General features: G+C 48.0%; 13 protein-coding genes. 12 read left to right on the top strand and 1 reads right to left on the bottom strand.

The genetic code is table 11. From position 1 onward, the window contains the following. The 12 genes from BM299_RS17705 to BM299_RS20105 form a co-directional block, all read left to right on the top strand. Positions 1-462: VanW family protein (locus BM299_RS17705; RefSeq protein WP_165608421.1), on the top strand; the 462-nt coding region annotated here is incomplete at its 5' end. 426 nt (positions 463-888) lie between these two features. Next, positions 889-1,347: a hypothetical protein gene (locus tag BM299_RS17700; RefSeq protein WP_092487595.1), complete on the top strand. Its 459-nt coding sequence runs from the start codon at positions 889-891 to the stop codon at positions 1,345-1,347. A gap of 39 nt (positions 1,348-1,386) precedes the next feature. Then, a complete protein-coding gene (locus BM299_RS19570) occupies positions 1,387-1,560 on the top strand; it encodes a hypothetical protein (protein WP_165608420.1) in 174 nt (57 codons plus the stop codon). Positions 1,561-1,609: 49 nt separating this feature from the next. Then, on the top strand, positions 1,610-3,262 hold the full coding sequence (locus BM299_RS17695) for a hypothetical protein (protein WP_092487592.1): 1,653 nt from the start codon (positions 1,610-1,612) through the stop codon (positions 3,260-3,262). Positions 3,263-3,403: 141 nt separating this feature from the next. After that, the gene (locus BM299_RS19565; protein WP_165608419.1) at positions 3,404-3,547 is read left to right on the top strand and encodes a hypothetical protein; all 144 of its coding nucleotides are present in this window, start codon (positions 3,404-3,406) and stop codon (positions 3,545-3,547) included. A 540-nt stretch (positions 3,548-4,087) separates the two neighbouring features. Further along, the gene (locus BM299_RS20110) at positions 4,088-4,417 is read left to right on the top strand and encodes a hypothetical protein (RefSeq protein WP_114340152.1); all 330 of its coding nucleotides are present in this window, start codon (positions 4,088-4,090) and stop codon (positions 4,415-4,417) included. Beyond that, complete coding sequence (locus BM299_RS17690) at positions 4,411-6,309, top strand: protein NO VEIN domain-containing protein (protein ID WP_114340151.1); 1,899 nt, start codon at positions 4,411-4,413, stop codon at positions 6,307-6,309. The genes BM299_RS20110 and BM299_RS17690 overlap by 7 nt, the downstream gene beginning before the upstream one ends. A gap of 18 nt (positions 6,310-6,327) precedes the next feature. Continuing rightward, positions 6,328-8,028 (top strand): DUF1156 domain-containing protein, encoded by a 1,701-nt coding sequence (locus tag BM299_RS17685; RefSeq protein ID WP_245779847.1) that lies wholly within the window; start codon positions 6,328-6,330, stop codon positions 8,026-8,028. A 112-nt stretch (positions 8,029-8,140) separates the two neighbouring features. Continuing rightward, complete coding sequence (locus tag BM299_RS17680; RefSeq protein ID WP_092487589.1) at positions 8,141-9,418, top strand: AAA family ATPase; 1,278 nt, start codon at positions 8,141-8,143, stop codon at positions 9,416-9,418. Beyond that, the gene (locus BM299_RS17675) at positions 9,415-9,900 is read left to right on the top strand and encodes a hypothetical protein (RefSeq protein ID WP_092487586.1); all 486 of its coding nucleotides are present in this window, start codon (positions 9,415-9,417) and stop codon (positions 9,898-9,900) included. The genes BM299_RS17680 and BM299_RS17675 overlap by 4 nt, the downstream gene beginning before the upstream one ends. A gap of 45 nt (positions 9,901-9,945) precedes the next feature. Further along, positions 9,946-12,612 carry a Swt1 family HEPN domain-containing protein gene (locus BM299_RS17670; protein ID WP_092487583.1) on the top strand — a complete coding sequence of 889 codons (2,667 nt, stop codon included), beginning with the start codon at positions 9,946-9,948 and terminating at the stop codon, positions 12,610-12,612. A 149-nt stretch (positions 12,613-12,761) separates the two neighbouring features. Next, the gene (locus tag BM299_RS20105) at positions 12,762-14,270 is read left to right on the top strand and encodes a transposase (RefSeq protein WP_245779846.1); all 1,509 of its coding nucleotides are present in this window, start codon (positions 12,762-12,764) and stop codon (positions 14,268-14,270) included. A gap of 138 nt (positions 14,271-14,408) precedes the next feature. On the opposite strand, the gene istA is transcribed toward BM299_RS20105, so the two are convergent. After that, positions 14,409-15,182, bottom strand: coding sequence for an IS21 family transposase (gene istA, locus BM299_RS17660; protein WP_092487580.1), 774 nt, complete (start codon positions 15,180-15,182; stop codon positions 14,409-14,411). Positions 15,183-15,211 lie beyond the last annotated feature (29 nt).

Below are 15,211 nucleotides of genomic sequence, written 5' to 3'. Positions count from 1 at the left end.
GGCGGGCTTTGCCAGTTATCCAATCTCATATACTGGATGACGTTGCATACGCCTCTTACCGTTACTGAACGCTGGAGACACAGTTATGATGTTTTCCCTGACTCGCACCGTACCCAGCCCTTCGGCAGCGGTGCAACGGTGGCGTATAACTACATCGACCTGCAAATTCGAAATGACACCAACACAGATTTTCAACTTCTCGTGTGGGTCGGGGATACTCACCTGCACGGTGAATGGCGCTCCGAACGGCCGGCCCAATTGCGGTACGAAATTTATGAGGCCGGCCACCGTATAACCCGTGAGTGGTGGGGCGGTTATTTGCGCCATAACGTAATCCGGCGCAAAATCTACGATGGGGAAAATAATCTGGTGGCGGACGAATTGGTGGCGGAAAACCACGCCGTTATGATGTACGAACCTATGCTGCCACCCGCGAAAAATGAGCCGTTTGGGCACCATTGATTCAGACGGCAACATTGCTGAAGCCGGTTTCAAGTATGACGGTGAAGATGTGGCACGCTTGAGCAATAAAAACTATAACTCCCACTAGCGTAAGGGGCGTAATTCCCGTTATACTTACTTCCGTTAGGGTGGATGTCCACAAGAAAGATTTACAAAAAGCATATTCCCTTTTGGCTAAATTTAGAGAGTGATCCCCAACGCTCGCAAAAAGATTTAACATTATTTACATGAAGGAAGTAGAATACAAAGAGGGAGTTTAAGGAACATATGCCCGATTATCCGCGTCTGAAAAGATAAAGGTTTTTGGGGAAAGGGAATTATCCATCGGCTGGGAGCGGTTGGTATTCAACGGCAACATAAATGTTTCGTATGTTTTTTTGGTGCAGAAAGGGGCGTAGAAAACTGAAGAAACCTGTGAGTCTTAAATTGCGTAAGGATACGCTTTATAACGTGGTCTTCCCGCTGTGGATAGTTATTTTTTTCCCGCCATTTATTTTTCTGGTGTTATTTGCCAATTTGATTATTGACGGGGCGGTTATTTATTTAACTTTGCGTTTGCACAAAGTTAACCTGGAAGAGAAGCAGTTGGTATTATTAATCCTCAAGGCGTGGGGCTTTGGTTTTGTGGCTGATTTAATCGGGGTTATCGTGATGTTGTTTTTTGTAAAATATTTCAACACTACCGGCTATTACGCTTTTGAAAATCCAGTAGAAGCTGTTTCGTTCATCATTTCCATTTCTTTGGCGGGATTGCTGATCGGTTTATTCAATTTTTACCAGTGCCGCAAGGTGATAGACAGAAAAGCGGCCGGGCGGGTGGGTCTGGCAATGGGACTGCTGACCGCCCCGTGGATGTTTCTACTCCCTTCTTCAATTTTAAATTAAACGGTAATCAAGCAATAATCAAAGGATGGGATATTAAACATGAGTATGGGCGCAGTTCTGGTTTTTAATTATTTGATGCTTTCACTTCCCGCCATTGGTCTGATTGTCTTTTTAATCCTTTTCGCCCGTTTTACAAAAACAAAAGCACAACACGATAAGGAAATAATAGCAAAGCTGGATCAATTAATTAAAATATATGAAGGTAAACGGTAATCCGGCTGGGAGGGCGGATGCAGCCTGAAGTTTGATTAGGGGTGCGGTTATGAGAAAAATATCAGTTCTTATGATCATTGCTTTAATCTTGTTAACCGGCTGTGCCGGCCGGGTCCAAAACGCGCAGGACCTGAATGTTGAAAAAATACTTGCGGAGCGTTTTAAAGATAGCAGTTCCGTCTGGCGGCCAACCAAAATTCTTTTCAAGAATCCGGTTGACAATGATGAGCTGATTGTTTTTTATCTCAACAGGGAAGGTACCATAAACATTGCCAGAATCGCGAAGGTAAACGAGGCATGGAAGCCTTATGTGGCCGCAATTGGTGAGCAGCCGCCAGGAGATGCCATCACGTGGATGTGGTCGCAGCTTTGCAACCGGCCGGTGGAAAAGGATTATGCAATCGGCTCGGTTTTTTACGGCTACGTAAACAGCCCGAAAGTGTCCAGGGTGGTCGTGGGCAGGGAAGGTGAAGAATCCTCTTACCGGGAAGCTAGATTCAAGGAGTTTACCATCAACGGGAAGCAAGTAAAGTTATATTACGTATTTTTTAAAGACCTTTCGGGATTTAAAGACAATGTCATTGCTTTCGACAAGGACGGTAATGTTTTATTCAACAACAAGCAACCGGTAGAACGGGAACATGGTCAACGGGTAATAGGAGAGACCGCCCCGCAGGCCGGCATTCCGGAAAAAGTGCCGTTTATCTTCCGGGAAAAGCCCGCCCGGCCCGGTGAGCCGTGGCAGGTCCGTACCGGTGTCTGGGACCTGCAAAACGGCCAGGTGGAAATGCACGAAAAGGCAATTTTTACGGTGGATGCTGAGGACTTCATGTTGTCATGGGACGGCGGAAAAAGAATCGGCATCAGTCCGTCCGCTCCGGGGTCATTGAAGGGTTTAATCGACAACCGATCCGATTACAGCCTGTCCGTTCTGAACTCTCCTCTGAGCAGTTACATAGAAAAGGCCAAGTGCCCCTCTCACCGGGACGAAACCTTCATTGTGCGCAATTACCCCGATCAAGATTACCCGGTTCTGGAAATTCACCGGCCTTTGGGGGTGGAAAAGATTGCCCTTAAGCCCGAAAACCCGCGCCAAATGTTTATCTTCCGCTGCGTGGCGATATTGCCTGGTGATGATAAAGTCGATGCCTTCCTGGAATACTCGAACCGGTTGTCCTTCGGTGGGGACACCCGGGTGGGACTGGCTCGAGCTACGGTCCGCGGCGACGAGGTTGAGTGGAAAATTATCGCGGGTGACATAGACGTCAGCGAAGCCGGCGCGGGGACGCGCATGGCCAGGGTGGGGAATCGCATCGTCATCGCCGAACAGGATAATACCGTTAAAACAGTGGATATAGTCACCGGAAACATTTCACCTTACGAGGAAGTAAACAGGCGAATCAAAAATTTCCAGGAAAAGAACGTGTACCTGACCGAATGCCTGTCGCCGCCAGCTGTACACGGCTACCGGGGCGCGCTGATCGTATCCTGGGTGCCGGCGGCCATAGAGGAAAAAGAAGTAAACGGGAATAAAATAATCCATTGGATTCCCATGCGTTATATCTTGGCCATCAAAGATGACCGGGTTTTGGGGGAAGTCAAGCTTGTCCGGGATGAGCTGGCGGTTATCAAAGATGATCAGGTAAAACAAAAAATGGTGGTCAAAGAAGGCTTTCCGCACTGGCAGTTTCCCCGGGAATAGGTACGGAAAGTTTAGCTTAAAAAAAACATCAAAAAAATAGTTTTGCATTTAACCCCGCTATCCCTAATCATCACTGTTTTATTAAAACTGTAACGCATAAAAAACCGACTTAATAAATTATAAAAATGGAGGAAATCGGCTATGTCGAACTCCAAAGTTAACGTTGTTACCGGGGCTTTTGGTTACACCGGCAAATACATTACCCGCCGGCTACTTGCTATGGGAAAACAAGTTCTAACTCTTACAGGCCCCCCGGCCGGTCAAACCCGTTTGGGCATAAGGTAATAGCGGCTCCTTATTCATTTGATAACCCAAAAGAATTAACAAAAATTTGGTCTTCCCCCGATAAATTAGACAGTGATTTAAGCGCTTTTTCTTTGTTTTTCACAGTTTTTTACGTAAGCAATTTAACATGAAGCTTATCCTCAACATGACGGACCGGCGGCCTTGACATCCACCCTGCGCGTGTTGATTATTAATTACCGACGGGCGGCTCCAGGAAACATACACTTAGATACAAGCCCGTCTGAATTGCAAGTGTAACACGCGCCGGGGCCCGTCTGTCAAGGCTTCCCTTCGGCGCCTTATTTACAGTACATGGCTTTTCCCTCTGGGCTCACCTAAAAACATAACTTTTTAATATTGGATTATTTTGCAGCGCAGGCTGGCCTCTTCGCCGGAAGCCATTTACCAATCCCTGCGCCGCCGCCGGGAAAGGTTTGGAAAAACGTTTAAGAGAAGAAAAATTTTATAAACGCGGCGCAACTGCTGCTATTGATATACCAAAAGACGTTATTCTTTCCTCCGACGAAATTGAGGATCTGGATGATTTCGGGCTACGAAGATGAAGAAAAGGAGGAACAAATCGTCGATCAGGCTACGGCAGCCCGGACCATTGAAGAACTGGAAGCGGAAATAGTTATCCTGAAAAAACTTGAACGGATGGCCAAAGAACTTCGACAAAGCGGCAGGGATAAGAAATGGGAGGAACTATCCAGCCTGCTGCAGGGGCGGGGTTCTGCCAGGGCGCTGGACCAAATCTTTGACCTGCGGGGCCACCGGCGCAAACTGGTAATTTTCACTGAACATAAAGATACCCTGAAATATTTGCAACAGCGCATCACCACTTCCTGGGCCGGGAAGACGCGGTGGTAACCATTCATGGCAGTATGGGTCGTGAAGAACGTAAAAAAGCTCAGGAGCGCTTTACCCAGGATAAAAATGTTGACATTTTAATTGCCACCGATGCCGCCGGCGAAGGCATAAACCTGCAACGGGCCCATTTGATGGTCAACTATGATATTCCCTGGAACCCCAACCGTTTGGAACAAAGATTTGGCCGCATCCACCGTATCGGGCAGACAGAAGTATGTCATTTATGGAACCTGGTGGCGGAAGAAACAAGAGAAGGCGACGTTTTTATCCGTTTGTTGTCCAAGTTGGAAAATATCCGGGAAGCTCTGGGCGGAGCTGTATTTGACGTGCTTGGGAAAGTGTTCCAGGGCACCCGGTTGCGCCAATTGCTGATGGAAGCCATTCGTTACGGCGAAAAACCTGAAGTCCGCGCCAGGTTGGAGCAAGCTGTAGAGAGTGCTCTGGACCGGGAGCAGGTTGCCAGGTTATTGGAAGAAAGGGCTCTGGCCCGGGATAATATGGATATTAGCAAAGTGCTGGCAGTTAAAGAAGAAATGGAACGGGCAGAAGCGCGTAGGCTGCAACCTCATTTTATCGCTTCTTTCTTTATGGAAGCGTTTAAATTACTTGGAGGTAGAATAAGGGAGCGTGAACCCCGCAGGTATGAAATTACCCATGTCCCGGCTATCATCCGCCAGCGCGACCGGCAGATTGGCACCGGCGTTCCCGTGCTTACAAGATACGAGCGCGTATGCTTTGAAAAAGGTTTAATCCATTTACGGGGAAAACCTATGGCGGAATTCATTTGCCCGGGCCATCCACTGTTGGATAGCGTAGTAGATATTATCGAAGAGCAATACCGTGGTTTATTTAAACAAGGTACAATTTTTATAGATGAAAAAGATCCTGGTGTCGAACCTCGCGCTTTAATCTACCTTGAACATAGTATCGTTGACGGGCGTACTGTTGCCGGCGGTAACCGGCGGGTGGTGTCCCGGCGAATGCAATTTGTTGAGATTGACCGTCAAAACCGGGCCCGCCATGCCGGCTATTACCCGTATTTAGATTACCGGCCGTTATCACCCGGTGAATTGCCTATAATCCAATTGCTGGACTTAAACAACTGGCTGCGGGAAGCTTTAGAAAATACTTCAATAAACTATGCCATCCGGCACATGGTGCCAAAACACTTGGCCGAGGTTAAACAGCGCAAGGAAGAACTAATCAACAAAACAATCATCGCGGTAAAAGACAGGTTAACCAAGGAAATTGCCTACTGGGACCACCGGGCTGAGGAGTTGAAAGCACAGGAGCAGGCCGGTAAAGTAAATGCCCGGCTTAATTCAGCCAATGCCCGCCGCCGGGCGGATGAGCTGCAAGCCCGTCTTACTCAAAGGCTGAGGGAACTGGAGCAGGAAAAACAACTTGCCCCGTTACCGCCGGTGGTAACCGGCGGCGCCCTGGTGATTCCGGCCGGGCTGTTGGCTGCATTGAAAGGTGAAACACAACCCGAACCAGGCCTTTTCGCCGGGGGAACCGGGGCCGTTGAACAAATGGCCATGCTGGCGGTCATGGAGCAGGAAATAAAAATGGGCTACGAGCCTAAAGACGTTTCCGCGGAAAAATGCGGCTACGATATTGAAAGCAGGATACCGGGCACCGGAAAGCTCAGGTTTATTGAAGTGAAAGGCCGGGTGGCCGGGGCGCGGACGGTCACGGTAACTAAAAACGAAATACTCACGGCTTTAAATAAACCCGAGGACTATATACTGGCGGTGGTCACTGTTGAAAATGGCCGGGTGGCGGGGATTGTTTACATCAGCGAACCCTTTACCCAGCAGCCCGATTTTGCCGCCACCAGTGTCAATTATAATCTCAATGAATTATTGAGCAGAGGAGAGCAGTTGGCATGACATGCAGGAAAAAGCTGATTGAAGTTGCTTTACCGCTGTGAGGTAATTAACAAGGAAAGCGTCCGGGAAAAGTCCATCCGTCACGGGCACCCTTCAACGTTGCATTTATGGTGGTCTCGCAAGCCTTTGGCTACCTGCCGGGGGGTGCTTTTTGCCAGCCTGGTGGACGACCCCGGTGCATACCTGGAAGGAGAGGCGGCGGAAAAAGAACGCCGGCGGCTGTTTGCCCTTATCGAGGATTTAGTGAAATGGGAAAATATTAATAACGAAGAGGTAATTAATAAAGCCCGGCTGGAGATAGCCAAAAGCGTGGCCCGGCAGAAAGGGATGGAACTGCCGGATGGTATGGAACCGGGAGATGTCAATGCTTTTCTGGCGGAACACGCCCCCCCCGGCAATGGACCCTTTCGCCGGGGGCGGCAGCATCCCCCTGGAAGCCCAGCGGCTGGGATTAAAGGCTTACGCAGGCGATTTAAACCCTGTGGCGGTGTAGTAATCCAGCCCCTGTTTTCCACCGACCCGCCGTATTACGACAATATCGGTTACGCCGACCTGGCGGATTTCTTTTACGTCTGGCTCAGGCAAAATTTGAAAGATACATACCCGGGGCTTTTCCGTACCATGCTCACTCCCAAAAATGAAGAACTGGTGGCCACACCCTACCGTTTCGGGGGCAGTAAGGATAAAGCCAAGGAACATTTTGAACGGGGTTTGCAGAAGACATTTCAGCAAATGTGCCAAATGGCCAACCCCAGTTACCCGGTAACTGTTTATTATGCCTTTAAACAAGCCGAAAATGGTAGAAGTACCGCTGATAAGGAAAACGGCGATCAAATGATGGCTTCCACCGGTTGGGAGACCATGCTTAACGGCCTTGTTACATCCGGTTTCCAAATTACCGGTACCTGGCCCATGCGTACGGAGTTATCCAACCGCCCGGTGGCATCGGGCACAAACGCTCTGGCTTCCTCCATCGTGTTGGTTTGCCGCCCCCGCCCTGCAAACGCACCTGTGACCACCCGGCGGGAGTTGCTGTCGGCATTAAAGAAACACCTGCCCAAGGCTCTGAAAAGCCTGCAAAAAAGCAACATCGCCCCGGTAGACCTGGCCCAGGCGGCCATCGGGCCGGGCATGGCGGTGTTTTCCTCTTACAGCAAAGTGCTGGAAGCTGACGGTTCCCCCATGACGGTGCGCACCGCCCTGGCCCTGGTTAACCAGGTGCTGGACGAGTACCTGGCCGAGCAGGAAGGGGAATACGATGCCGATACCCGCTGGGCGCTGGCCTGGTTTGAGCAGTACGGGATGAAAGAAGGCCCTTTTGGCGACGCCGAAACACTTTCCAAAGCCAAAAATACCAGTGTTAATGGATTGGTGCTGGCTGGAATCCTTAATGCCAGAGGGGGGAAAGTAAAACTTTTATCCAGGTATGAGTATCCCGAGGATTGGGATCCCGCTGCCGATAACCGGCCCACAGTTTGGGAAGCGGTTCAACATATGATCATAGCTCTGGAAAAGTCTGGTGAAGAAGCAGCCGCCCGTCTATTGAAAAAGCTTGGCCCAATGGCGGAAGCGGCCAGGGATCTTTCCTACCGCTTATTTAATATTTGCGAGCGCAAAGGCTGGGCCGGCGAGGCTCTGGCTTATAACGGCCTTGTGGTTGCCTGGCCCAGGTTATTGGAATTAGCCGCCCAAATGCCCGGCGAGCTCGAACAGAGGTAATTATTTTAATTTCTCCAAATTGGTATTGCGCCGGTTTGATATATTTCTTGTTATGATATATATTTAAACCCAAATATTGGCCTAACAGTTAGGCAAAACGGGGTGGGGAATTTTGCTCAGCCAGCTAAGATTTAAAAAGTTTAAAAGTTTTGCCAAAGCGTCCATGCCTGTGGAACCCATTACCATATTGATTGGAGCTAATGCCAGTGGAAAAAGCAATGCCATTGATGGGATACAAATTTTGTCGGGACTGGCTACCAACCGTGAATTAATTGATATTCTTGACGGTATTCGGGGTCAGGAGACAGGTATTCGGGGTGGCAGCAGGGGGGCGCCGAGGTACGATAGCGCTTCCTTTGAACTGGGTTGTTTTTTTGATTATGGTGAGTATAGCCTGCTATACGATATTAAAATCGGAGTAAAACCACGCGTTTGGCTGTTAAGTGAGTCCTTATACAAAAAGGTGTCCGGGTCGAAACAAAAAAGGCTTGTTTATAAAACGTCCGAACCGGATGAAATGAGTGGTAATATTCAAGTAACTTACCATACAAACCAGCGGGGAAGGAATCCCAGTGTCCCTTTTTTAAGAAATTATTCGATTTTAAGCCAGATTCCCGGTCGTTTTCCCGCCAATTCAGATGTGGCGGCTGAAGTTAAAGAAATCTTTGATAAAGTTACATCAATTCTGAAGGGAATTTTGATTTTAAACCCGGTGCCTCATTTAATGAGGGAGTATGTGCATCGTTCCAGGACAAAATTAGTGCCCACGGCTGAAAATTTATCTGCTGTGATAGCCGACTTGATAAAAAAACAGGATACGAAACAACTAATCCTGAAATACTTGCAAGATTTCCCCGAGCAGCAAATTCTGGATATCAAGGTGCTGGAAACGCCCACAGGGGATGTAATGCTTAGTTTTGTTGAACAATTCGGTGCCAGATCAAAGCCGGTTGATATTAGAGGCATGTCTGACGGTACACTCCGTTTTTTATCAATACTGGCGGCACTGGTGGGCGAAAAGCCCGGTACCACGGTGGTGGTTGAAGAAGTGGACAACGGTTTGCACCCCAGCAGGGCTTATAAGTTAATTGGTGCTTTGAGGGAATTGGGGAAACAAAGAGGAATAGATGTAATAGTTACTACGCATAACCCGGCAGTTTTAAATGCCGTGAAGGCGGAGGATGTGCCCGGGGTGGTGGTGTGCTACAGGGATGCTGTTGAAGGTGATAGCAGGTTTGTTTCCTGGGTAGATTTGCCCAACTATCCCGAATTAATGGCCAAAGGCAGGATTGGGGATATAGTTATGCAAGGACTGGTCAATCTGCAGTCCCCTGCCGTTAAAAAGAGAGAGGATCTTATGCGGTGGGCGGAAGGGAGACTGGGTAATTGAAGCAGGTTCACTTTGTAGATACTTCTATACTTTGCTGCTTGCTAAGACTCCCCAATTTTTGCGAAATGTACATGGAAATAGAAGAAGAACTATTAGGTATTATAAGCCGTGGTGAAACCTTAATTCTGCCTATTGCCAGTATTATTGAAACCGGCAACCATATCGCTCATATAAGCGATGGAACTACAAGGCGTGCAATTGCCCGGAAGTTTGCGGAATATTTAAGGGATACTGCTGATAACAGGGCTCCGTGGAGCTTAATGCACATGGAGTGGACACCGGATGATTTAAGAAAATTTGCGGACATGTTCCCGGATCAGGCAATGCGTCAGATCGGTTTTGGCGATATGTCAATTATCGACGCCTACGAAGACTACATAAAACGTACCCCGGGAGTATCAGTGCGGATTTGGTCGACTGATGCTCATTTAACTGCTTATAGTTATAATGCACCTGCAATAGGACGTAGAAGCAGGGGTTAGAAACTGCTGCCAGACAATTAATTATTTAAAAGTGGTGATAAGATTATGTCCTACAGCAACCTTGAGCGCGTTGGCAGAGGCCTGGAAATACTAAGGAGGGGTCTTGGCCCCTATATAGCCAGGGAATTTAAAGCCAGATGGGGTAACAGGTGGTGGCAGGTTGTCTCTGAAACATCGCTGCCCGGTACAATCGGTTTGGAAAGTAAAAAGGTAGGCAAGGACGCCGACGAGGCTTATGCCACCCTTGATGTTCAGGCCCTGCTGGTATTGATGTGGAACAACTGGAATGAGGTGTTTCAGGCCAAGCTGGGGCATTCCGGCCGCAGCTATGTCAGTGAATTGAGGGAAGTGCGCAACCGCTGGGCGCACCAGCAGCCCTTTACCGCCGATGACGCTTACCGGGCGCTGGATACTGTTACCCGGCTGTTGGAAGCTATATCCTCCGAGTATGCCCGTTTGAGTAAAAAACTAAGCCGTGATTTATTACGGCAGAGATTTGATGATGAAGCCAAAAAGTCCAAGAAAAAGAGTGCCCGGGAAGTTACCCAGACCGGTACTATGCCTGGTCTGAAGCCCTGGCGCGAGGTGATTACGCCCCATCCTGATGTTGCCTCCGGCAGATACCAGCAGGCGGAGTTTGCCGCTGATTTAGCCCAGGTTTTACACAACGAGGCGGAGGTGGAATATCAGGACCCGGCCGAATTCTTTAAACGAACCTATCTAACGGAAGGTTTGTCTCATTTATTAAAAATGTCCATAGAACGTTTGTCCGGCCTCGGCGGGGACCCGGTGGTGCAGTTACAGACTTCCTTCGGTGGCGGTAAAACCCACTCTATGCTGGCCCTGTTTCACCTTTTTGGCGAGCAAATCGCCCCCGGGCAAATCCCCGGTTTGGAACCTATACTTGGCAAGTTGGGTTTAAGCCAGGTACCCAGGTGCAACCGGGCGGTGCTGGTGGGCACCGATTTGTCTGCAGCCCAGCCCCGGATTAAACCCGACGGCACGGTGGTGAATACCCTGTGGGGGGAAATGGCCTACCAGCTGGGCGGCTCCAAAGCCTTTGAAATGGTGGCGAGGGAAGACCGGCAGGGTGTTTCCCCGGGTTCCGGAGTCATTAAAGATTTATTGGATACATATGGACCCGCCTTGATTTTAATCGATGAGTGGGTGGCCTTTGCCCGTAATATATACGGCGTCAGCGGTTTATGCGCCGGGAGTTTTGATGCCAACATGACTTTTGCCCAAGCGCTTACAGAGGGAACCAAACGTTCCCGGCAATCTTTGGTGATTACCAGCATACCGGCTTCGGATATTGAGATTGGCGGTGAGGGCGGCCAGGCAGCCCTGGAAAGGTTACAGAATACCTTTGGCAGGCTGGAATCAGTCTGGAAACCCGCGGCAATGGAAGAAAGTTTTGAAATAGTGCGGCGCCGGTTATTTACCGATGCCATTGATTACGCTGCCAGAGATGCAGTAATAAATGCCTTTATGAAGATGTACCGGGAGCAGCAAAAAGAATTTCCACGGGAATGTAACGAAAGCGATTACCAGCGCCGGATGACCGTTGCTTATCCTGTTCACCCGGAATTGTTTGATAGATTGTATCAAGATTGGTCCACTTTGGAACGGTTCCAGCGTACCCGCGGGGTGCTGCGCTTGATGGCGGCAGCCATCCACCAATTATGGGAAAGGGAGGACAAATCCCTCCTAATTATGCCCGGTACTCTTCCACTGGACAGCCCGCCGGTGCGGTATGAAATGACCAGGTATTTGCCCGATGGTTGGCCTCCCGTTATCGATACCGATATAGACGGCCCCGTCTCCAGGCCTTTAACCCTGGACAGGGAAAACCCCAACATGGGGCGCTATTCCGCTTGTCGCCGGGTAGCTCGCACCATTTTTGTGGGCAGTGCCCCGTCTGTTGCTGCCCAGAGAGTCAGAGGGTTGGAAGAAGTGCGCCTAAAGCTGGGTTGTGTGCAACCGGGTGAATCTACGGCTACCTTTGGGGACGCCCTGCGCCGCCTCGTTGAGCAGTTGACTTATTTATACAGCGATAACACCCGGTTTTGGTTTGATACCCGTCCCAGCGTCAACCGGCTGGCGGCAGACCGGGCGGAACAGCTGGGTGATTATGCTGAAGAGGAAATAAAAAAGCGGTTATTAAAAATCAAGGATAAAGGTGATTTTGCCGGAGTCCACATGGCTCCAAGCAGCAGCGCCGATGTTGCGGATGAACAATGCACTCGATTGGTAGTTTTGGACTATAAACATTATCATTCCTCCGGTAATGATAATTCACCGGCTTTGCAGGCAGCCAGGGAAATTTTGGAGAACAGGGGCACAGGCCCTGTTGATTGGGAAGTTTCACGTATTTCAGGCGGTAGCGAAAACATGGTGCTGCGGGCTAATAAAAAACTGTTAAATGCCCAGCATCTTATTACCCAATGGTCTCCGGCGATATTGAAAATGGAGCTCGACCGGTGGCTGTGGAAAGAAAGCCCGCATATCAGCATAAAGAATTTGTGGGGTTATTTGACCACGTATTGTTATTTGCCACGGCTTAAAGATGAAACTGTTTTGATGCAAACGATAAATGACGGAATCTGTGGGACGGAGTATTTTGCTTATGCTGCCAACGTGACGGAGGAAGGGAAATACCAGGGTTTAAAATTCGGCCAGTTATTACCAACCGGTATATTATATCATGAGTAATGCAGTTGCTGTAAATATCTAGAAACCAATTAATATTACAAAAAGTTTTATAAATTATAGAAAACCCCTTGACTTTTTAAAAATCGCCCCATAATCGCGATGAATACCATTTTTTACTGGTATATCTTCCGATTAAGGGTGATTGCAACTTGAAGACCTTGCAAAGACCAAGATTTCGTGACCTTTTTCAAGGGGAATGTGCTGGAGCACCGGTTCTTCGTAAGCTATGGGATCATTTTGACTTTTCTTTTCTCTTAACCCAAGCTGGAATTTTCAAAGTACGTGGCGTTCCCACCTGGATGTTATCATTTTTGTATGTCATCGGCCTGATTGCCCAATGTTCTTCCGTCTCCAAGATAGCGGAACTTGCCGGTAAAGATGCTCTGTTAAATGTGATGTTCCGTGGGATAAAAATTACACAGTCCACCTTAAGTCGATTTCTCACAGCCTCATACAATTGGTCATTCTTCGGGCAAAAACGTATCGAACGCCTGCAGGGAGAGCAAGATACCAGATTGCAAGAGGGGGATAGCATTAACCTTGATGACACACAAGTTGTTCATCCGTATGGGAAAAAGCTTTCTTTCCTTTGCTGGCTTTATGATCATAGTTTAAAAATTCATGTTTGGGGCATGAATCTTGTTGTCCTTCAAGCCGTCCTTCGTAATGGAATTGAATATCCGTTATCCTATATGATTTGGCGAAAGCCTGAAGTTAAAGGAGAAGGCCCCACGAAATATGATTTGGCCCGTGAAATGTTGCTTCAATTGAGAAAGTTTGTTACCTGCCGCTTATGGGTTGCAATGGACCGGTGGTACCTATGTAAAGACTTTTTTAATTTCCTTACCGACAACTCTTTTGATTGGGTAACAAAAGCAAAACGCAATACTGCTCTATATCGAAAAGAAATTGAATCATGGAGTGGCCGGGAGCGATATGTTCCCGTAAGTCCGCTAATGATCATAAAAGAATTGTTTTTTCAATTAACTTCTCAGGGCAAATCGGGTATTGCATCTGTTTCCATTCCGAATATTTATATCAAGATGCCCTATGAAACAATAAACAAAAAAGGCAGGAAAGTTATCAAACAGCGCTATACGCCAATAGCAGCCGTTGTAGCTATACGGTTAAAAGAAGATCAAAAAGAATATGAGGAAAAAATCATACCGGATGATCCGACAACCGAACAGCCGGCTAAGTACCGTGGTGCTTATTTAATTATCAGCAATCGCTTCGATGTTCCTAAAGAAGCTTTGTCTGTGTACGTCAAACGCTGGAGAATAGAAGTCTTTTTCCGGGCGGCCAAACAAGAGTTGGGAATGAATAATTGTCACTCCATAACGGAGGGTCATCATCATGCCCATTTTGAACTGTTGTTTGCTGCCGAAACCTTGGTTAGCTACGCAAAATGGCAAGCAAATCAAGGAAAAACGAGTGTTGAAGAAGGCTTCACCCACGGCGAAATGGTACACAGCCTTTTCCACACTCGTTGCGAAGTCCGGCTGAAGACCAAAAAAGGAATTCAGCAGGTCTGTGTTAATTTTGACACAACAGTGCGGAAGTTTGCAAGGCTTTTTAATTTGTTCTGGCCAAAAGAAGTAAGAATGTTTTTTGGTATTAGTTTTACTGCTTCCCAGACATTCCCACTATGTGCATAACTCATGCTCTTATGAGGTTGCTCCTTTGAGGAGTTGTGGATAAGCTGGCTGGTAGTATGTAGCATATCTTGCAATAAAAAGAAGCCGGAGCGTGCTGGCTGTAGACAGCTACTCCGGCCTCTTAGTCTTTATGCAACGCTAGTGGGCTTTGGGGGTAAACCCGTAAGCTAATGCAGTTTCCAGTAATTCCGGGTTGAAGCGTATGGCGGTACCTACACGCTCTGATACTATTGTTTTGGCATTGTCAAAGAGTATTGTGGAGGGGACACCGCCTACATAATTTAATGCTCTATGCAGGCATCCATTAAAAATTGCCATATTAAGCGAAGTGATGAATTCAACGTAACGGATTCTTGACCAGCTTAGACAGAATACAAAAGCGTAAAGCTTTTTGCGCTGACCGTTTTCTATAATATCGCCGAAGTGGCCCCAGTCTATTTGGGCCTGTTCGCCGGGCATGGTTTCGTATGGTTTGTATTCCCGCACTTTCTGCGGACGTAATTTGGCTACATGACGGCGTACTGTTCTTGGGGAGCCATTGTAGCCTTGCAGCTTTATTTCCTGGTAAATCCGGTCAGCTGAAAGTTCTGGCCATTTTTCTAAGCGGGCTATGATATACTCTTTGTATGGGTCAATTTTAGTTGGCCGCTGGTAAGTAGGTTTCTGTAGTGGCAGTTTTGTACCATCCCAGTATTTCGCAACAGTACCACGATCCTTAGATAACCGGTTGGCTGTGGCGGCTTTACTAAGACCTGCTTCCCGGCATTCATGGATTTTCACGATTTCCCACACTCCTGTCACTTTTGCTCGCCCCTTTGTTGTCGCTTTTTGTTTTGGCCAAACAAAAGCTTCGAGGGGGCGAGCTTTATTTTCCTGCTTATGTGTCCATTTGTGCGGGTTTTTCGTGACCATTTATGAGGATTTTATCATGTCCATTAACA

The organism is Desulfoscipio geothermicus DSM 3669 (assembly GCF_900115975.1).
GTDB classification, from domain to species: domain Bacteria; phylum Bacillota; class Desulfotomaculia; order Desulfotomaculales; family Desulfallaceae; genus Desulfoscipio; species Desulfoscipio geothermicus.
This window is presented reverse-complemented; position numbering and strand designations above follow the sequence as displayed.

Bases quoted from the DNA above. Each gene is read 5' to 3' on its own strand.
- BM299_RS19565 (WP_165608419.1), top strand. From the start codon at position 3,404: ATGTCGAACTCCAAAGTTAACGTTGTTACCGGGGCTTTTGGTTACACC.
- BM299_RS20110 (WP_114340152.1), top strand. From the start codon at position 4,088: ATGATTTCGGGCTACGAAGATGAAGAAAAGGAGGAACAAATCGTCGAT.
- istA (WP_092487580.1), bottom strand. From the start codon at position 15,182: ATGGTCACGAAAAACCCGCACAAATGGACACATAAGCAGGAAAATAAA.
- BM299_RS17670 (WP_092487583.1), top strand. From the start codon at position 9,946: ATGTCCTACAGCAACCTTGAGCGCGTTGGCAGAGGCCTGGAAATACTA.
- BM299_RS19570 (WP_165608420.1), top strand. From the start codon at position 1,387: ATGAGTATGGGCGCAGTTCTGGTTTTTAATTATTTGATGCTTTCACTT.
- BM299_RS17695 (WP_092487592.1), top strand. From the start codon at position 1,610: ATGAGAAAAATATCAGTTCTTATGATCATTGCTTTAATCTTGTTAACC.